The organism is Pseudomonas sp. VD-NE ins, assembly GCF_031882575.1.
Classification (GTDB): domain Bacteria; phylum Pseudomonadota; class Gammaproteobacteria; order Pseudomonadales; family Pseudomonadaceae; genus Aquipseudomonas; species Aquipseudomonas fluorescens_BZ.
This window is the reverse complement of the sequence record NZ_CP134772.1, coordinates 4,596,833-4,615,795: the sequence shown is the minus strand read 5'-3', so window position 1 is coordinate 4,615,795 and position 18,963 is coordinate 4,596,833. Positions and strand designations below refer to the sequence as shown.

General features: G+C 61.0%; 20 protein-coding genes. 8 read left to right on the top strand and 12 right to left on the bottom strand.

Annotated features, from left to right (window positions below; translation table 11 throughout):
- Positions 1-95: 95 nt before the first annotated feature.
- The gene (locus RMV17_RS20540) at positions 96-908 is read left to right on the top strand and encodes an alpha/beta fold hydrolase (RefSeq protein WP_311882139.1); all 813 of its coding nucleotides are present in this window, start codon (positions 96-98) and stop codon (positions 906-908) included.
- An 81-nt stretch (positions 909-989) separates the two neighbouring features.
- Here RMV17_RS20540 and dsbG read toward each other — a convergent pair whose 3' ends face one another.
- The 4 genes from dsbG to RMV17_RS20520 form a co-directional block, all read right to left on the bottom strand.
- The gene (gene dsbG / locus RMV17_RS20535; RefSeq protein WP_311882137.1) at positions 990-1,760 is read right to left on the bottom strand and encodes a thiol:disulfide interchange protein DsbG; all 771 of its coding nucleotides are present in this window, start codon (positions 1,758-1,760) and stop codon (positions 990-992) included.
- Positions 1,736-2,617 carry a TlpA disulfide reductase family protein gene (locus tag RMV17_RS20530; protein WP_311882135.1) on the bottom strand — a complete coding sequence of 294 codons (882 nt, stop codon included), beginning with the start codon at positions 2,615-2,617 and terminating at the stop codon, positions 1,736-1,738. The genes dsbG and RMV17_RS20530 overlap by 25 nt, the downstream gene beginning before the upstream one ends.
- Positions 2,617-4,350: a protein-disulfide reductase DsbD gene (gene dsbD / locus RMV17_RS20525; protein WP_311882133.1), complete on the bottom strand. Its 1,734-nt coding sequence runs from the start codon at positions 4,348-4,350 to the stop codon at positions 2,617-2,619. Before dsbD ends, RMV17_RS20530 begins: the two co-directional genes overlap by 1 nt.
- 98 nt (positions 4,351-4,448) lie before the next feature.
- On the bottom strand, positions 4,449-5,141 hold the full coding sequence (locus RMV17_RS20520) for a hypothetical protein (RefSeq protein WP_108225884.1): 693 nt from the start codon (positions 5,139-5,141) through the stop codon (positions 4,449-4,451).
- Between the two features lie 246 nt (positions 5,142-5,387).
- Between RMV17_RS20520 and RMV17_RS20515 the strand changes: the two genes are divergently transcribed.
- The 5 genes from RMV17_RS20515 (at position 5,388) to RMV17_RS20495 (ending at position 9,954) form a co-directional block, all read left to right on the top strand.
- Positions 5,388-6,068 carry a response regulator gene (locus RMV17_RS20515; RefSeq protein ID WP_311882129.1) on the top strand — a complete coding sequence of 227 codons (681 nt, stop codon included), beginning with the start codon at positions 5,388-5,390 and terminating at the stop codon, positions 6,066-6,068.
- Positions 6,068-7,390: an ATP-binding protein gene (locus RMV17_RS20510; protein ID WP_311882127.1), complete on the top strand. Its 1,323-nt coding sequence runs from the start codon at positions 6,068-6,070 to the stop codon at positions 7,388-7,390. The genes RMV17_RS20515 and RMV17_RS20510 overlap by 1 nt, the downstream gene beginning before the upstream one ends.
- Before the next feature lie 215 nt (positions 7,391-7,605).
- Positions 7,606-8,091, top strand: coding sequence for a GNAT family N-acetyltransferase (locus RMV17_RS20505; RefSeq protein WP_311882125.1), 486 nt, complete (start codon positions 7,606-7,608; stop codon positions 8,089-8,091).
- 142 nt (positions 8,092-8,233) lie between these two features.
- Positions 8,234-9,646 (top strand): aspartate aminotransferase family protein, encoded by a 1,413-nt coding sequence (locus RMV17_RS20500; protein WP_311882124.1) that lies wholly within the window; start codon positions 8,234-8,236, stop codon positions 9,644-9,646.
- Positions 9,647-9,729: 83 nt separating this feature from the next.
- The gene (locus RMV17_RS20495; protein ID WP_003226665.1) at positions 9,730-9,954 is read left to right on the top strand and encodes an MbtH family protein; all 225 of its coding nucleotides are present in this window, start codon (positions 9,730-9,732) and stop codon (positions 9,952-9,954) included.
- Positions 9,955-10,154: 200 nt separating this feature from the next.
- Here RMV17_RS20495 and RMV17_RS20490 read toward each other — a convergent pair whose 3' ends face one another.
- The 8 genes from RMV17_RS20490 to RMV17_RS20455 are packed head-to-tail and all read right to left on the bottom strand — an operon-like array spanning position 10,155 to position 16,430.
- Complete coding sequence (locus RMV17_RS20490) at positions 10,155-11,060, bottom strand: metal ABC transporter solute-binding protein, Zn/Mn family (RefSeq protein WP_311882120.1); 906 nt, start codon at positions 11,058-11,060, stop codon at positions 10,155-10,157.
- Positions 11,061-11,960: a metal ABC transporter permease gene (locus RMV17_RS20485; RefSeq protein ID WP_007917717.1), complete on the bottom strand. Its 900-nt coding sequence runs from the start codon at positions 11,958-11,960 to the stop codon at positions 11,061-11,063.
- The gene (locus RMV17_RS20480) at positions 11,960-12,820 is read right to left on the bottom strand and encodes a metal ABC transporter ATP-binding protein (protein ID WP_311882117.1); all 861 of its coding nucleotides are present in this window, start codon (positions 12,818-12,820) and stop codon (positions 11,960-11,962) included. The genes RMV17_RS20485 and RMV17_RS20480 overlap by 1 nt, the downstream gene beginning before the upstream one ends.
- Positions 12,817-13,746 (bottom strand): metal ABC transporter substrate-binding protein, encoded by a 930-nt coding sequence (locus RMV17_RS20475; protein ID WP_102900420.1) that lies wholly within the window; start codon positions 13,744-13,746, stop codon positions 12,817-12,819. The genes RMV17_RS20480 and RMV17_RS20475 overlap by 4 nt, the downstream gene beginning before the upstream one ends.
- 35 nt (positions 13,747-13,781) lie before the next feature.
- On the bottom strand, positions 13,782-14,357 hold the full coding sequence (locus RMV17_RS20470; RefSeq protein ID WP_311882114.1) for a DUF6162 family protein: 576 nt from the start codon (positions 14,355-14,357) through the stop codon (positions 13,782-13,784).
- Positions 14,354-14,695 carry a hypothetical protein gene (locus RMV17_RS20465; protein WP_034155181.1) on the bottom strand — a complete coding sequence of 114 codons (342 nt, stop codon included), beginning with the start codon at positions 14,693-14,695 and terminating at the stop codon, positions 14,354-14,356. The genes RMV17_RS20470 and RMV17_RS20465 overlap by 4 nt, the downstream gene beginning before the upstream one ends.
- Positions 14,692-15,234, bottom strand: coding sequence for a hypothetical protein (locus tag RMV17_RS20460; protein ID WP_034155180.1), 543 nt, complete (start codon positions 15,232-15,234; stop codon positions 14,692-14,694). Before RMV17_RS20460 ends, RMV17_RS20465 begins: the two co-directional genes overlap by 4 nt.
- Complete coding sequence (locus tag RMV17_RS20455; RefSeq protein ID WP_108225890.1) at positions 15,231-16,430, bottom strand: PepSY-associated TM helix domain-containing protein; 1,200 nt, start codon at positions 16,428-16,430, stop codon at positions 15,231-15,233. The genes RMV17_RS20460 and RMV17_RS20455 overlap by 4 nt, the downstream gene beginning before the upstream one ends.
- 405 nt (positions 16,431-16,835) lie before the next feature.
- Between RMV17_RS20455 and leuC the strand changes: the two genes are divergently transcribed.
- Complete coding sequence (leuC, locus tag RMV17_RS20450) at positions 16,836-18,254, top strand: 3-isopropylmalate dehydratase large subunit (RefSeq protein WP_311882110.1); 1,419 nt, start codon at positions 16,836-16,838, stop codon at positions 18,252-18,254.
- Complete coding sequence (leuD, locus tag RMV17_RS20445) at positions 18,251-18,865, top strand: 3-isopropylmalate dehydratase small subunit (RefSeq protein ID WP_311882109.1); 615 nt, start codon at positions 18,251-18,253, stop codon at positions 18,863-18,865. Before leuC ends, leuD begins: the two co-directional genes overlap by 4 nt.
- Positions 18,866-18,963: the final 98 nt, after the last annotated feature.

Here is an 18,963-nt window from a genome sequence, read left to right as displayed (position 1 = left end):
AATTAAACCGCTACATTCACGTACATTTCGAGGATTGACGACCAGCAACCGGCAGCTCAGTCTGCCGGTTCTCTTTTTTGTCGTGGGGGTGGTCGATGCCTTTTTTCACGGTTGACGGACAAGCGCTGCATTACATTGATCAAGGCACTGGTCCGGCGGTGTTGCTGGCTGGCAGCTATCTATGGGACCAGGCCATGTGGGCACCGCAGATTGCCGCGTTGTCGCCGCACTATCGGGTGATTGCGCTGGACCTGTGGGGGCACGGCCAGTCGGGGCGATTGCCGGAAGGCACGACATCACTGGACGACATCGCCCGTCAGGCGCAGGCCTTGCTCGATCATCTGGATATCGATCAGGTCACTCTTGTCGGGCTGTCGGTCGGCGGCATGTGGGGTGTGCGCCTGGCACTGTCGGCCCCACAGCGGATCAACGGTCTGGTGCTGATGGACACGTATGTTGGCGTCGAGCCGGAGCCGACTCGTCAGTACTACTTCTCGCTGTTCAAACAGATTGAAGAAACCGGCGAAATCTCCGAGCAATTACTGGATATCGTCGTGCCGATCTTCTTCCGTCCGGGCATCGATCCGCAGTCGGCGCTGTATCAGGATTTTCGCGCGAAACTGGCGGCGTACTCGTCCGATCGTTTACGCGAAAGCATCGTACCGATGGGGCGTATCACCTTTGGCCGGGATGATCTGTTGCCACGTCTGGGCGAATTGAATGCGCCGACTACGCTGGTCCTGTGCGGCGATCAGGACAAACCACGACCACCGTCCGAAGCAAAGGAAATGGCCGAGTTGATCGGTTGCCCATGGGTGCTGGTACCGGAGGCGGGGCATATCTCCAATCTGGAGAATCCCGAGTTTGTCACCGAGGTGCTGTTTTCCTTCCTGGCTGAACGCCGTTGAAAAGATCGCAGCCTGCGGCAGCTCCTACAGAAAACGCGTTCCATGTAGGAGCTGCCGCAGGCTGCGATCTTTTGATTTTGCTTATTTAGGCCCGAGAATCTTCGCCAACTTGTCCGGCGAAGGCGCGCCTTGCTGCTGTTGCAGTTCACCCTTGTCATCCATGTAGAAGATCGCCGGCGTCGCCTGCAAATCGAGGTCTTCCATCAACTGCATGTTCGCCGCCAGTTTGGTCTGCACGGCCGCCGGAATATCTTTCAGCGCTTTGAGCGAGCTGCCCTTGCCAGCCTTTTCGTGATCTTCCAGGGCTTTGGCCGGATCTTTCGCGGCCAGCAACGCGGCCGATTTGCCCGGGCTGTCCTCGCGGATGATACCGACCATAATGTGCCGCAGTTGCACCTTGCCGGATTTCACCCATGGCCGCGCCTGTTCCCAGAACATGTTGCAGTACGGGCAGTTCGGATCGCTGAACAGGTAAACGGTGCGCGGTGCATCCTTGTTGCCGTCCTGAATCCAGTTGCTCGCTTCGAACTTGGCCCAGACTTCCTTGGCCATCGGCGCATAAACCAGTTTTTGCAGTGGCTCGCTGCTCAAGTCCTTGCCGTCGGCGTCGTACAGATTACCGAGCAAAACGTGTTTGCCATCCGGGGTCAGGTACAGCGCCATACCACGGTTCTGATACTGCGCCGCATACCCGCGCAGGCCATCGGGGGCGTCGAACTGGCCGACGATTTTCGCGCCTTTGGCTTCGATCTGCTTGATCGCCGCAGGCAATTCTTCAGCGGCCAGCACCGACGGCAAGTGCAGCAGGGCGGTGCCCAGAGTCAGCGTCAGCAGGTGGCGGAGGCGGGGCATGGCAGTTTCCTTGCAGAGGTGGCCGGTGCAGTGGCCGGGGTCGAATTCGGATTCGGCGTGGCGAAATTTTCCAGCGCGCGCGCCAGGCTGGCGTTCGATAGCTCACCAAGGTGACTGCTCAGCAACCGACCGTCAGGGCTATAGAACAGCGTAGTCGGCAATGCCATGGAGCCCACGGCCTGACCTAGCCGACCGCTGCGGTCGAACAGCACGTTGTTCAGGCTCAGGCCCTGGGTTTCGAGAAACGTCGCCACGCTTTGCATGCTTTCGGCCTGATTGACGAACAGGAAGGTCAGGTCCGGGCGTTGTTGCTGGGCGTTTTCCAGCACCGGCATCTCGCGTCGGCACGGCGGGCACCAGGTCGCCCACAGATTGATCACCAGCGGGCCGCCCTGATAGTCGCTGAGCTGGATGGTTTCCCCGGCCGCATTGCGCAGGGAGATGTCCGGCAGTCGGGTGCCTTGTTCATAGATGTTCAACGACAGCGTCGCCAACAGCCAGAACGCCACGCCGCTGGCTACGCCAAAACCCAGCGGGCGACGCAAGCCCGGACGGCGCCAGCCGCGATACAGCGCCGCCAGTAACAGCACGATCACCCCCGGCCAGGCGAGGAAACCACCGTCACGCAAATCGATGATCTGCCACGGGTCGTTGCGATAGTGCGACCAGTACAGCAGCACAAAGGCAATGCGCGCCGCGAGCAGGCCCAGCAGAAACAGACTGAACAATGCCGACTCGGGGTTATCGCCACCACGTTTGGCCACCCGCCAGCCGACAAAGGTCGCCAGCGCCAGGGCACTGATCAGCAGCAGGTGATTAAGCGCGATGGCAAAGGTGCCGAGGGTGAGAGTCAGCATTAATTAGCGTCCCGGGTGGTGGCCCAGCGTTGCAGGAACGTCTCGGCATCAACTTCGCCGGTGATGCGCTGGCTGCGGCGTTCTTCGCCATCGGTACCGATCCAGACGAAGCTCGGCGGCCCCGGTACTTTGTAGCGGCTGAGCAGTTCACGGCTGGCGGCATTGTCGGCAGTCACATCGAGCCGCAGCAGGCGTACATCACTCAACGCCTGCATGACCTTGTCCTTGCCGAACACCTGCTTCTCCATGACCTTGCACGACACACACCAGTCGGCGTAGTAGTCGAGCAGCACCCACTGGCCTTGAGCCTTGGCGGCATCGAGTTCGCGTTGCAGCGCGGCCGGCTCCTTGATCGTGGTGAACGCATCGTGAGCCGACGACGCCGCTGTGCTGGCGCGGCCGGCACTGTAGACCTGCAACGGTTGATACGGATCATCGCTGCCGCCCGCCGCACCGATCACCAGCAGACTGCCCCACAACCCGAGCAGCAACGAACTGGCGCCGAACAACTGCGCGACGCGGCCAAAACCTTCGGACTGTTTCCAGGCGCAGAACGCGGCGATCAACAGCAGTGCACCGCACAGGCCCAGCCACAACGAAGCATCCAGCACCGGACGCAGCATCAACAGCGCGGTGGCGAGGAAGAGGAAACCGAACACGCCTTTGAGCAGGTTCATCCAGGCGCCGGGTTTGGGCAGGAAGCGATTGCCCACAGTCACCAGCAACAGCAACGGCACACCAATGCCGATGCCCAGCGAGAACAGGATCAAGCCACCGTGCAGGGCGTTGCCGCTCTGCGCGATATACAGCAATGCACCGGCCAGCGGCGCGGTCATGCAAGGCCCGACCAACAGACCGGACAAGGCACCGAGCACCCCGGCGCCGATCAGGCTGCCACCGCTGCGACTGCGCGAGGCGTGTTCCAGGCGATCACGCAGGGCCACCGGCAATTGCAATTCAAAGAAGCCAAACATCGGCAAGGCCAGCACCACAAAGATTGCGGCGAATGTGCCGAGCAGCCAAGGGTTCTGCAACCACGCCTGCAGGTTCGCGCCGAGCAGCGCAGCAATCACGCCCATCGCCGCATACACCAGCGCCATGCAAATCACGTAACTGCCGGCCAGCGCGAAACCGCGACGCGGGGTGGCACCACTGCCGACCACCATGCCGGCCAGAATCGGCAGCATCGGCAACGTGCAAGGTGTAAACGCGAGCAACAGACCTAGGCCGAAAAACACCAGCAGACTCCAGCCCAGCGCCCGTTGTTGCAGACTGCTGGCCAACGCCTGATCCGGTGCTTCGGCGCCTGCAGCCACCGCTGCTTTGCCGCCCAGATCAATCACCCGGGTTTGCGGCGGATAGCACAGACCGGCATCGGCACAGCCCTGATAGCTGACCTTGATCTGCCCCGTGGCTGCCGCCGGGATTTTCACTTCCAGCCCTTGGCGATAGACCGGTTGCTCTCCGAAAAACTCGTCGCTGTGGGATTCGCCTTCCGGCAGCGTCGGTTGCTGTGCCGCGCTCAGCCCGTCGAACTTCAAGCGTTTCTGATACAGGTAATAGCCGTCGGTGATTTGCCAGAACAGCTGGGTTTCACCGGATTCCAGACGTTCGGACGTGAGCACAAACGCCTTGTCGACCGGCAGAAACTCCGGTTTTGACTCAAATGGATTGTTCCCCGCCTGGGCCAGGCTGGAAATCAGCAGAGCAAACAATAGAAAAAAATGACGCATGGAGGAGCCTTGTCCCTGTGCAAGTGAGGCGCAGAATGGGCGGCTGCGATTAACCGATAATTAACCGTATCCTACAAGGCCCTCCGGGCTTCGGCCAATCAGCCTCGCAGCAGTCCGGGCCAGTTCGCGTCATTGATGGTTTTCGGTCCGGAGACCAGGCGGTCGGACTGAATGTTGTAAGTCAGGTATTGGTTGCCCGTCAGGAAGATGTACCAGTAGCTGTCGGCAAAAGACCGGTCATTTTGCGCCGCTGTGATGATGCGGTCCTTGTACGGTATCAGTGCGCCAAGCTGATGATCCCCGAAGGATTTGTAAGTCAGGGTCTTTGCCTTGTAGTTAAACGATAGATAGTGTCCGTCGTTGAGGATGAACCTGAACAGAAACGGGTGACCGGTCAGTTGGAACCAGGTGCCGGCGATGATCTTGTCGAAGTAGGGCAATATCGGCTTCCAGATCGAATCGGAAACTTTATAAAAGGCATCGACCTTGTCTTTGTCTTGATTGTATTTACACACCACGGGTGTGGTGCCCTGATAGAAGAACAACCAGGCAATATCTTCGTCGGATGAGGTGTTCCAGCCGAATGAGGTGGTTGTCAGTCCGAAACGCAAGTCTTTGGCATGGGGGCCAAAGCTGTCCCAGCTATCGGCAACCGGGGCGGGATAGTTGCTGGATACCTTGTTGTCACCGAGATCGAATCGGGAATAGGTGTCGCTGTCTTTGAAGAAGAAATAAATCCGGTCGGGGCCGGAGCGCCAATCGATCGCGACGAAGTTTTTTAGTTGAGGCATGTTTATTAAGTCCCTTTAAAAGTTGTAGGTAATTGCCGACTGAAAACTAAATGATCGAAGGATTCTTACAAAGGCAGGAATTGTTTCTTTATTAGTTGGGAGAAGTTTCGATGCCGCGTAGCTATGGTTTTCCGCAGCCGGGGGCAGACACGTCTTTGCGCCCGGCTTCCCGTCAGCGTCGGTGACGGCCATAATTGCGCCTTAATCCTCGCCTGTTTCACTCGCCTTTTTGTTTCCGGAGTACCCATGCACGTACTGGTTTGCGAAGACGATGAACTGATCGCCAGCGGTATTGTTGCGGGGCTCAGTGCCCAAGGCCTGACCGTCGAACACGTCAACACGGCATCGAAGGCCCGCGCGATACTTAAAGTTGCTGAATTCGACGTGATGGTGCTCGATCTTGGCCTGCCCGACGAAGATGGCCTCAAGTTGCTGCAACAACTGCGTCAGAGCGGCCTGGAAATTCCGGTGCTGATCCTGACCGCGCGCGATTCGGTCACCGACCGTGTCGACGGCTTGCAGGCCGGGGCGGACGATTACCTGCTCAAACCATTCGATCTGCGTGAACTGTTCGCCCGTCTGCAAACCCTGTTGCGCCGGGTCGCCGGGCGCAGCGTAAACCTGATTGAGCACGGTGCACTGACGTACGACCCGAGCAGTCGCGAAACCATGCTGGCCGGGCAACCGGTGGACTTGTCGCGCCGCGAGCAATCGCTGTTGCAGGCGCTGCTGCACAATCGTGGCCGGGTGCTGTCCACCGAGCAATTGAAGGACAGTGTCTACGGCTTCAACGATGAACTGGAAAGCAACGCGCTGAACGTGCACATCCATCACCTGCGCAGCAAACTGGGCAAAGGCATCGTCGAAACCGTGCGCGGTCTGGGCTATCGCCTCGGCCCGGCTGACGGTGGAGATCAAGGCAAGTGATGAGCCTGCGACTGCGCCTGAGCCTGACCCTCGGCGCCGCGTTTGCGCTGATCTGGGCGCTGGCGGCGGCCTGGATGCTCAGTGATTTGCGCAATCAGATGATGTTCTCCCTCGACCAGCGTCTGGTTGCATCGGCGCGCATGGTTGCCGGGCTGCTGGAACAGTTGCCGACACTGCCGAGCAAAGGCGAGGGCACTCACTTCAGTGCCGAGCAATTGAATATTCCCGGCGGCATGGCCTGTCAGGTCAGTTCGTTGCGCGGGGAAATTCTCGCGCGCAGTCACAACAATCCCGAACAAGCGCTGGAAGCCGAGAAAATGGGCTTCCATGACCAGATGATCGACGGCGCGCCGTGGCGCAGCTTCACCCTCGCCCGCGGCGATGTGCGCATCACCACCGCCGACCGGCAGATCGAGCGCGAAGCCCTGAACATGTCGATTCTGCTGGCGGCGTCGGTGCCGGTGGGTGTGGCCTTGCTCGGTTGTCTGTGTTTGCTATGGCTGGGCATCGGCCAGGGGCTGGCGCCGCTCAACCGACTGCGTGAAGCGTTGATGCGGCGCAATGCCGACTCGCTTGAGCCGTTGCAGATCCAGACCTTCCCCAGTGAACTGAAGCCGCTGCTCGAAACGCAAAACCAGTTGTTCCAGCGCATTGGCAAGACCATCGAGCGCGAACGCCGTCTGACCGGTGACGCGGCCCATGAACTGCGCAGCCCACTGACGGCGATCAAGACGCACCTGCAAGTCGCGCGCATGACCGATGGCAGTGCCCGCGATCAATCGCTGGCGCGGGCGGAGGAGGGCGCCGATCGCTTGCATCGCACCCTTGAGCAATTGCTGTTGCTGGCGCGGGTAGAGGGCAGTCTGTCGTTCGATGACGGTTCGCAATGCAGTGCCGAGCAAGTGGCACGTCTGGCGATCCAGGACGCCACGGGGGGAGAGCGTTTGCGCATCAAACTGAAGCTGCCCACCGACCTGTCGGCTGCACCGCTGCAGATGCCGGCCGTGCTGTCGATTGCGGCGCTGCGCAACCTGCTCGACAACGCCTTGCGCCATACGCTCGAAGACTGTGCGGTTGAGCTGAGCCTGGAAACCATTGGCAACCGTGTTCGTTTTGTCGTGCGCGACCATGGCCCGGGGATTGCGCCGGATGACCTGCAACACTTGACCCAACGCTTCTGGCGTAACGGCCAGAGCACCGGATGCGGCCTCGGTTTGGCAATTGTCCAGGCGATTGTCCAGCGTTGTGACTGCGCCCTGCATTTCGACAGCCGTCCGGATGGCCTGCGCGTCGAACTGACCATGCCGTTGCAGCCTGTCTGATTCCACCGCAAATCTCCTGTGGGAGCGAGCCTGCTCGCGAAGACGGCGGCACACTTAGCATCAATGTGGTTGCCAAACCGCTTTCGCGAGCAGGCTCGCTCCCACAGGGGAAGGTGTTGTGGCACATCAAATGTAACTTCTCGGCGTTCGCTATCCAGCCGGGGTGGGGGTAAGGTCAGCGCAGCTTTGACTCAATGGATTGAGGGAACTGCGCCATGGAAGCACCCATCTGCATTCGTCCGGCCACACTGGCCGACGCCGGCATCATCAGCCGCATCATCGAGCGTTCGATCCGCATTGGTTGTGCACTCGATCACCGTAACGATCCGTCACTCGTCAGCCAATGGATCGGCCGGCAATCCGCCGATTTCATCAGTGCTCTACTGGCCGATCCGCACTTCTATCTCTGCATAGCGTCGTTGGCGGACAAACCGGTCGGTGTCGGCATGGCGCAGGCCAGCGGCGACATTTTGCTGTGTCATGTCCAGCCGGAGTCATTTCGCCGGGGCGTCGGGCGGGCGCTGATGCTGGATCTGGAGGGCTGGTTGCGGATCCGCGAAGCGCCTCACGCGGATCTCAACAGTACGCGCACCGGTCACGCCTTTTATCGCCGTCTGGGCTATTGCGAGTCAGCGCCGACCCTCGAATACCAAGGCTTGCAGACCATACCCATGCACAAGTTGTTGATCGCGCCGGTCTGACAACGCGATCACAGGCTAAATCCTCAGGCCCCTTAAGCGTCTCCAGAACAGGAAAACCTGCAAGTGCGCCCCGCGATCGGAATGCGCACCTGTCCGGTGTGCTGTTTTGGTCACTATCCATAGCCAATTGAGGGGTCGAGAGATGTCAGTCGCCACCAGCCTTATCGAAGAGTCGTCGTCCCGGGTTACCTCGGCGCCGGCCGAAACGTTGTACCAGTTCAATGAGTCGCCATTGCTGGCCCGTCAGGCTCAACAGGAATCCAACGCGCGCAGCTATCCACGGCGCATTCCGCTGGCCCTGAAGCGCGCCAAAGGCTTGTATGTTGAAGACGTCGAAGGGCGCACCTTCATCGACTGCCTGGCCGGCGCCGGCACGCTGGCACTGGGGCATAACCACCCGGTGGTGATCGAAGCGATCCAGCAGGTGCTGGCCGATGAATTGCCACTGCACACTCTCGACCTGACCACGCCGGTCAAGGATCAGTTCGTCCAGGACCTGTTCGGTTTGCTGCCGCCCGCCCTCGCGGCTGAAGCGAAAATCCAGTTCTGCGGCCCGACCGGCACCGATGCGGTGGAAGCGGCGTTGAAGCTGGTACGCACGGCGACCGGGCGCAGCACCGTGCTGTCGTTTTCCGGCGGTTACCACGGCATGAGCCAGGGCGCGCTGAGCCTGATGGGCAGCCTGGGCCCGAAGAAACCGCTGGGCGCGCTGCTCAGCAACGGCGTGCAGTTCATGCCGTTCCCGTATGACTACCGTTGCCCGTTCGGCCTCGGTGGCGAAGCAGGCGTGAAGGCTAACCTGAGCTACCTGGAAAACCTCCTCAACGACCCCGAGGCCGGCGTGCAACTGCCTGCTGCGGTGATCGTCGAGGCGGTACAGGGCGAAGGCGGCGTGATTCCGGCGGACATCGAGTGGCTGCGCGGTTTGCGCCGGATCACCGAGAAGGCTGGTGTGGCGCTGATCGTCGACGAGATCCAGAGCGGTTTCGCCCGCACCGGCAAGATGTTTGCCTTCGAGCATGCCGGCATCATCCCGGATGTGGTGGTGTTGTCCAAAGCCATCGGCGGCAGCCTGCCGTTGGCCGTGGTGGTCTATCGCGACTGGCTTGACACCTGGCAACCGGGCGCGCATGCCGGCACCTTTCGTGGCAATCAGATGGCCATGGCGGCAGGTTCTGCGGTGATGCGTTACCTGGTCGAACACAAGGTCTGCGAACACGCCGCCGCCATGGGCGAGCGCCTGAGCGAACACCTGCGCATCCTGCAACGCGACTTCCCGCAACTGGGCGACATTCGCGGTTGTGGCCTGATGCTTGGCGTTGAACTGGTCGAGCCGAACGGCACACCGGATGCGCTCGGTCATCCGCCGGCGTTTGCGCGACTGGCGCCGCTGGTCCAGCGCGAATGCCTCAAGCGCGGGCTGATTCTGGAGCTGGGCGGTCGGCACGGCGCGGTGGTGCGTTTCCTGCCACCACTGGTGATCACTGCCGCCGAGATCGACCGCGTTGCGGAAATCTTTGGTCGAGCTTTGGCCGCTGCCACCACGGCGCTGTAAATTTTTCGCCGCGCCGAACGTTCTTTCTACATACCCGGCTGCACCCCGCGTGCAGCCTACCCTTACAACGATGGAGAACCAGCATGACGTCAGTATTCGACCGCGAGGACATCCTCTTTCAGGTCGTGGTCAACCACGAAGAGCAATACTCGATCTGGCCGGATTACAAAGCCGTGCCGGAAGGCTGGCGCACCGTGGGCAAGAGCGGCCTGAAAAAGGAATGCCTGGCCTACATCGAAGAAGTCTGGACTGACATGCGTCCACTGAGCCTGCGTCAGAAGATGGAAGGGCAGGCCGCAGCGCAATAAGCGGCCGGGCAAAAACAAACCCGCTGGACTGGTGACAGTCAGCGGGTTTTTTTATGGCTGGAGTTTGTGTTGTCTTTTAGGGCCTCATCGCTGGCAAGCCAGCTCCCACAGGTATTTTGGTGATTATAAAATCTGAGTTCACCGAGAACCCTGTGGGAGCTGGCTTGCCAGCGATGAACGATAACGCGGTGCAACTCGAATCACGCCCCGCTCAAACCCTTCAGCACCAAATCCACATTGCCTTCCAGCTCCGCCACCGGATCCGCCGCATCGGTACTCAGCACCACCAGTCGGCTGCCCGACTCGGCAATTGCCGCTTTCACCGCGTCCGATGGCTGCCGATGATGCAGCACCACCGCGACATCATTGTCCTTGAGCGTTGCCGTGAGTTTTTTCAGATCCTGGGGCGTCCACTCCGTATCAGGTCGTGGATCCTCGCCGACCAGCTCCAGATTCAGACTGCCGATCAAATAGCCGAAATGATCGCTCAAACTCAACACGCTCAGATTGTCGGCGTTGGCCAGACGCGCCTCGCTGTCGGCGCTGAGCTTCAGCAAACGCTGCTTCAACGTCGCCAGATTCGCTTCGATCGCAGGCTTGGCATTCGGTGCCAGGCGCACCAGATCCGCCGCCATCACATCCGCCATGCGCCCCATGTTGTTGCTCGCCAGCCACGGTTGACTGTTCAAACCATCAATCTTCAGATCCGCTTGTACGGCGATGCCGGGCAGGGCGCCATCCACCGGACGCGCGGCATCGACTTCAACGATGCGGATATTGCTCCGACGGGCGATCGGGTACAGCGGATCATCGGCCCACAGTGAGCGCACGCCAATCACCGCGTCAGCGCCGGTTGCCAGTTTGCTCAGCGCCGGCGCACCGCGACCGGTGAAATACGCGGTCTGGCGACTGCCCGGCAAATTGGCGGGTGCCGCACGTTCCAGACTGACGTCAGTGCCTTTGAGTAGCACTTCGCCCAAGCCAAAGGTGATCGGCAACGAGGCCAGCACTCGCAGCGGTTTAGCATTTTCGGCAGCCATCAATGGTGTGCAGACCACGCCGCACAGGGTCATGGCCAGGGTCAGTTTGCGCAGTGAAAAAGTCATTTATCCAAGATTCCCTTTCAGACTCGGGACAACCCCGCGCGCAATGGCGGCGAGGGCGAAAGCGATGCCGGCGACCAGAATGATCGCGGCGCCGGACGGAATCGGCAGATCAAACACGATGGGCGCCAGAATCCCGCACAGCGTGCTGACCGTGGCGATCAGCACCGAGCACCAGAAAAAGCCCTTGAGCGACTGGCTGAGCAAACGCGCCGCCGCCGCTGGGATCACCAGCAGTGCACCGACCAGAATCGCACCGATGACTTTCACCGCCGCCACGGTGATCAACGTCACCAGAATCACGAACAGATAATCCAGGGTCTTCACCGCCACCCCGCGCACCGCAGCCAGTTGCGGGTTGAAACTGGCGAGCATGATGCGGTTGTACAGCGGCAAGGCCAGGGCCATGACCAGCGAACCGACGATGGCCAGCACCGCCAGATCGTTGCCGTTGACGGTCAGCACTGAGCCGAACAATACGTTCTCGAGAATGTGCACATTGATCTTGCCCGCCAGAATCAGCAGCAGACTCGCGCCCAGTGCCAACGACACCGAGAGGAACACGCCGATCAGTGTGTCCGGTGCCAGACCGGTGCGGTTGCGCAGGTAATTGAGCAGAATGCCGAACAACAGGCAGTAACCGAACAGGCTGCCATAGGGGCCGGTGTAAGGTTCGCCGAGCAGAATACCGATGGCGACACCGGTCAGCGCAGCGTGGCCCACCGCTTCGGAGAAAAACGCGAAACGCTTGACCACCACCAGCGTGCCGAGGCCGCCGAGTACCGGGCCGATCAACAGCCCGGCAAGTAGCGCATTGACCACAAAACCGTAGGCCAGCGCCTCCGGCAGGTAACCGGAGGAGGCCCAGCCTTGCACCATCAAACGAAAGGCTTCGTAACTCATCAGGCAGCGCTCCGTGGATGGGTCGAGAACAGCGTCAGCAGGCGTTCCGGGGTCAGCGCCTCTTGTGGTGTGGCATCGAACAGCACCCGACGGTTAAGACCGGTGACACGACTGGCCAGACGGCCGACTGCTTCCAGGTCGTGCTCGATCCACAACACAGTGATGCCCGCCGCGCGCCAGTCATTTAGCAGGCGTTCGAATACCTGAATCCCGGCTTCATCGAGGGCCGACATCGGCTCATCCAGCACCAGCAATTGCGGCGCCGGGATCAGCCCTTGGGCGAGCAGAACCCGCTGCCGCTCACCGCCGGACAACGCGCCCATGCGACGCTTGCGTTTGTCCTGCATACCGACGCGTTCCAGCGCTTCACCAATGGCACTGGCGTAACGCTTGCTCAAACCGAGAAACGCCGGGCGTCGCTGACACATCGCAGCCATGAAATCGTCGACGGTCATCGGCAGACCGCGATCGAATTCCAGCGCCTGCGGCACGTAACCGATGGTGCCGGGTTCGTCGGGCCATTGCAGGCTGAGCTGGCCCTGATGCGGCATTTGCCCGAGCAGGGTCTTTATCAGCGAACTCTTGCCACCACCGTTGGGGCCGACCAGGGCATGCACGCTGCCGGGCTGCACCTGGAAGGTGACGTTGTCCAAAATCGTTGTGCGCCCCAGCGTCAGACCAACCCCCGCAAAATCCAGAGTCGGCCCACAGACTTGTGGGAGCGACGGTGCGACGATTCGACTTGCTCGCGAATGCGGTGTGTCATTCGATAAAGATGTTGGCTGACCCGGCGCCTTCGCGAGCAAACTCGCTCCCACAGGGGATTGGAGTTCGTTCGAAATCGTTTCTTTGGAAGTCATGCGCCAGACTCCTGAATCGCCCGCACCACGGTGTTGAGGTTGCCGGTCATTTCCTTTTCGTACTTGTCGGCGGTGTATTCACCGTAGGAAATGTGCGACAGCGGATACAGCTTCACCCCGGACTCACGCTGAATCGTTTCGACGTAAGTGGAGGGGAAATCCATCTCCGAAAAGATCACTTTCACGTCCAGTTCACGCAACTGGTCGATGGTCTTCTTCAACTGGCTTGGGCTCGGCTCGATGCCATGGGCGGGCTCGACCACGGCGGTCACTTCCAGGCCGAACTCGCGCAGCAGATAGTCGTAAGCCGCATGCACCGTGGCCACGCGTAGCTCGGCGTTGGGCGCCTGAGTCAGTTTGGCCAGGGCATCGGCGCGCATCTGCCGCAGGCGTTTGCCATAGGCGCGGGCGTTCTGGGTGTAGGTCTTGGCGTTGTCCGGGTCGAGCTTGCCCAGTTCGCGGGCAATGTTGTTGACCTGGGCGATGGAGGCGCTGATCGACAGGAACGTGTGCGGGTTCACCACTTTGCCGGCGCCGCGTGCGGCAACCCCGGTGGCCGCCAGCAGCGGCACGTTCTCGTTGGCTTCGATGGTTTTGATGTCCGGCGTTTCGCTGGCGGCGATCATGCGGTCGGCGAAGTCGTCATGGCCGACACCGTTGAGCACGATCACATCCAGCCCGCTGATGCGTTTGATGTCCTCGGCGCGCGGCTCGTAGGCGTGCGGGTTGAAACCGGCGGGGATCAGCGGCACCACCTCGGCTTTGTCGCCGACGATGTTCGCCACATAGCTGTAATAAGGGTGCAGGGTGATACCGATACGCAGGCGTTTGGCCTGATCGGCACTGGCCAGTGGGCTCAGCAGGCAGGCGCAGAGGCCGAGCAGAAACAGACGCAACAATGGGCGGCGAGGCGATGAAATAGACATGGGAAAACGGTCTTCTCTCGGATGAGGGCGAGGAATCAATGACGATGTTCGCGGGTAACCCCGGCATCGTATTGCGCGACGATCTGTTTCCAGCCAGAGGCGGACAGGGCGGCTTCGGTCAGTTCGCTCGGCGCTGTCAGATTGGCACCGCGGTTGAGCCAGATGTCCGGCGCTGCCTTGTCGTCGGCGCTCAGGAGCATCACGAACGAACCGGCGACAGCTGTGCTTTGGCTGTGGCCGAAATAGGCGGTATTCGCCAGCAACTGCCAGGCATGGCCACCGCGGCTGACCGAACTCGCATCCCGGGCAAACGGGGCAAAGCCTTCGTCTGCCAGGGTTTGCGGGGTCGGCAGGGCTTGCTGCTCTTCGCGCAGCAAGCGGATTTCGTCGAGGGTCACTCGCAGGTCGGCGTAGATGCCTTGCTCTGAAGCGCTGAGGTCGCGGCGCGCGTCGAGTTGATTTGTCGCCACCGGCTCCGGTTCGTGGGAAACCCCGCGCCACGCGACGACCGAGCCGGCGACCGCGAGAATCAACAGGCACAGCAGCAGCACATTGAGGGTTTCATGACCGGCGCCGGCCGGACGCACGATTTGTGTGGTTGGCGTGCTCATGGCGCTTCGATATCCGCTTGGTCGATTTCCACCACGTGGCCCGGGCCCGCATCGAACAGCACGTAGAACTCGGCGCCAGGTTTCTTGAAGGTCAGGGTCGAGTCACTGCCGAGTTTGCCCGGCACCAGAATCGTTTCGTCATAGCCGATCACATCGAGGGTCACCCCCGGCGCGCCGCTGCCATCTGAAAAACCTCCGGTGCATTTGATCTGCTCGGCGTCGATGGCTTTGCATTCGCACATCGGGTTATGCGCCAGAGCGCTGGCACTGAAGCCGGCGCCGAGCACCAGCAGCGCGGCGCTCAGCCGCAGGCGGAAAGGGCGTTGCGGGCGGGTCATCGTTTGGCTCCTTGTTGGTTCAACCAGGCAATGGTGGCGGGGGAGGCCTGACTCAGAGGGATCGAAGCCTGATGCATGCTGCCGTCCCAGCCCTCCATGGTGATCCACAGTTCAGCGTCGGCTTTGGTTTTTTCCGGCACCGGCAATTGCGCGCCCATGCGGTAGGGCGTACCGAAGAAAATCACCCCGGCGGCGCGCAGGCTGCGAGGTTTGCCGATTCGCAGGTAGGTGGCTTTGACCTGATCGATGCAGGTATCGCAGAGGGCGGCGTTGAAACCTTTCATGTAACCGGCCGGGCCTTCGAGGCGTGGCGCTTCGTTGCGCAGCTCGGCCAGGCGCAGGCTCCAGGGGCCGACCGTGACCTCGCCGACGTCCCGTTCCCCGAGGCCGATGTCGCCACGAAACAGTGCGGCATCGGCGAAGTACTTGGGCATGAAGCCCAGCGGAATCAGGAGCAACAGCACGTTGATGTGAAAGCGCCATTTGTGCCAGAACAGGCTCAGACGCGACGGTTGAGGTGCGGCAGTGGATTTGCTCACGCGTTGACCTCCGACGCTTCACGGTTCATGGCCGGTTGAGCCTGAACGCGGTTTTTCTTCGACTCACGCTTGAGTGCATTGGCCGTGGCCAGCGCGGTGCGTTTGGTCCAGATCAACAAGCCGCTGAGCACCATCATGCTCAGTATCAGGCCGAAGAAGAACCAGATCAGCTTGATCCACAGCCCGCCAAAATCACCGGTATGCAGGGGGCGCATGGATTCGGTGACGAACTCCAGCGAAGTGCGATCGGACAACAGACGCGAAGCCGCCACTTCCCCGTTGAACGGGTTGAGCGTCGCGGTCTGGAACATCAGCGGATACCAGCCACGGCCGCCGAGGCTCATATGGCTGTAGGCGTTGCCCGGCAAGCTGACGAAGCTGACCTCCAGTCCGGGAATTTTCTGTTGGGCGACTTCGATGGCGCGATCCAGACTGATGCGCGGCGGTGGTGTGCCGTCAGCCGAAATCGGCACGGCTTCACGGGCCATCGCCGGAATGATCGGCTCGCTGGAGATGGAGATGTGGTTGTCGGACAGCAGCGCTTCGATCAGGAACCAGGTGCCGGTGACCGAGATCACCGCGATAAACCAGATCGACCAGATACCGCTCAGACGGTGGAAGTCGCCCCAGAAAATCCGCGCACCGTGGCGAAAACGCAGGGTCGGATTAAAGAAACCCTTCCAGAAGCGTTTATAGACCACTAGCCCGGTGATCAGCGAGACCAGCAACGGCAGGCCGAGGAACGACACCAGATACCAGCCCCAGCTGTAACCATTGGTGAACGGCACCAGCCACCAGCCATGCAACGCGCGGGTGAAGGCCTTGAAGTTGAAATCCGGTGCACCGCCCTGAATCACGCCGGTGTACGGATTGACGTAAACGGTCTGCGAGCGACCATCGGGGTAGCTGACGTCGACGTCCAGGGCGAAATGCGATTCGTCGGGGCGGCTGATGCTCTGCACGACCGTTTGCGGTTCGGCCTTCTTGATGGCGGCGAGAATCTGGTCATAGCTGAGCAGCGGTGCATCGTCGGCAGGCTGGCTGGCGCGCATCTGCGGGTTGGCCAGCCAGACGATTTCCTGGCTGACCACCGCCAGTGTGCCGGTGACACAGACGATCAGCACAAAGAACCAGATCGGTAACGCCAGCCAGCTATGAACGAGGAACCACAGTTTGGAGCGGGATTTCTTCGACATGATTGTGCGTCTTGATAGCGGTGAAAGGGTGCCTGGCTACGGGCTTCGCAGCACGGGAGTCCCGAAAGGCGTTCGTGGCTTTTGCCTACGCGAACGGCCTGCATCTCTATAGGACGGATGAGCGAGGTAAATCCCGAAAGGTGATATGAAAGCAAATGTTTCCCAGTTCGCAGGGTGTGAGAGATTCAACTGTAGGAGCTGCGGCACGCTGCGATCTTTTGATCTTGATCTTTAAAAACAAGATCAAAAGATCGCAGCCTCGTTGCACTCGACAGCTCCTACTGGATTTTGCGGTCCGGCCGATCAAACACGATTCATGATTTACGCCATCACTCTCTGCCAATTGATGGCCGACCCACGCTCCCTATGATGGGAATCACCCGATTTCCCTGAGTGAGCGCCTTGATGACCGCCAGAACCCTCTACGACAAACACATCGATTCGCACACGGTGTGCCGCCTCGACGATCAGGGCCATGTCCTGCTGTATATCGATCGTCAGGTGATCAACGAATACACCAGCCCGCAGGCGTTCAGCGGTTTGCGCGCGGCCGGGCGCGAGGTCTGGCGGCCGGGCACGGCGCTGGCGGTGGTCGATCACGTCAACCCGACCACGCCTGTGCGCATCGCGGCAATGCCTGATGCGGGCGGCGCGCGGCAAGTGTCGTATCTGGCGGAGAACTGCCGGGACTTCGGCATCGAGTTGCTGGACATCCTCGACAAACGTCAGGGCATCGAGCACGTGATCGCTCCCGAGCAGGGCTTTATTCTGCCCGGCATGGTCATTGCCGCTGGCGATAGCCACACCACCACCTATGGCGCGCTCGGCGCCTTCGGTTTTGGCATCGGCACATCGGAGATCGAACACCTGCTGGCCTCGCAGACCCTGGTCTACAAACGCCTGAAAAGCCTGCGCGTGACCGTCGACGGCGACCTGGCAGCGGGCCTGACGTCGAAAGACGTGATCATGGCCCTGATCGGCCGCATCGGTGCTTCCGGGGCCAGCGGTTACGCGATCGAGTTCTGCGGCTCGACCATCGATGCCCTCAGCGTTGAAGCGCGCATGACCATCTGCAACATGGCCGTCGAGGCCGGCGCGCGCGGGGCGTTCATGGCGCCGGATGACAAGGTCTTCGCCTATCTCAAGGGCAAGCCGCGCGCGCCGCAAGCTGAGCTGTGGGAACGGGGCGTGGAGAAGTGGCGCGAACTGCGCAGTGATCCCGGAGCGCTGTTTGACCGCGAGATTCACCTCGATGCCAGCATTCTGGAACCGATGGTCACTTGGGGCACCAGCCCCGATCAGGCCGCTGCAATCGGTGCGCGGGTACCAGATCCGCAAGCGATCAGCGACCCGATCCTGCGTCAGGACATGCGCCGCGCCCTCAACTACATGGGCCTCGAAGCGGGCATGGCGCTCAGCGATATCGTCATCAGCCACGCCTTTATCGGTTCGTGCACCAATGCGCGGATCGAAGACCTGCGCGATGCCGCCAGCGTCGTGCGTGGTCAGCAAGTGGCCGGGCATGTACGGGCGATGATCGTCCCCGGGTCCAGCGAAGTTCGCGCGCAGGCCGAGGCCGAAGGGCTGGCGCAGATCTTTATCGACGCCGGGTTCGAATGGCGCCAGTCGGGCTGCTCAATGTGTCTGGCGATGAACGACGACGTACTGGCGCCCGGCGACCGCTGTGCGTCCAGCACCAACCGCAATTTCGAGGGCCGTCAGGGTGCCGGCGCGCGCACTCATTTGATGAGCCCGGCGATGGTCGCCGCCGCTGCGATCAGCGGTCGACTCACCGATATTCGCCACTTTGGAGAACGTCCATGAGCCTGCAACCCTTCACCTGCGTCAGCTGTCAGGCCGCGCCGTTACTGGCGGCCAATGTCGACACGGACGTGATCATGCCCAAGCAGTTCCTCAAAGGCATTGATCGCCAGGGACTCGATCGCGGGCTGTTTTTCGATCTGCGGTTTCTGCGCGATGGCAGTCCCGACCCCGATTTTGTGTTGAACAAAGCGCCGTGGCACGGGGCGAGTTTTCTGCTGGTCGGGCCGAATTTCGGCTGCGGTTCCAGCCGTGAACATGCGGTCTGGGGCTTGCAGCAGATGGGCATTCGCGCGTTGATCGGCAGCAGTTTCGCCGGGATCTTCTACGACAATTGCCAGCGTAACGGGGTGTTGTTGATCACGCTGGAAGAGGCGCAGGTGCAACGCATCGGACGGCTTGTAGGTCAGGCTGAAACGGCGCGGATCAGCATCGATCTGGAGGCGCAGCAGATTGGCCTGGCGGATGGCAGCGTGCTCGAGTTCCAGATCGATACTTTGCGTAAAACCGCATTGCTCTTGGGGCTGGACGCCATCGGCAGCACCCTGCAACGCCGCGAACAGATCAAAGATTTCGAACGCGAGCACCTGGCCAACAACCCTTGGTTAGGCTGAACGCATACCCTGTGGGAGCTGGCTTGCCAGCGATGGCGTCAGTTCAGCCGGCACAGGTGTTGGATATGCTGGCCCTATCGCTGGCAAGCCAGCTTCCA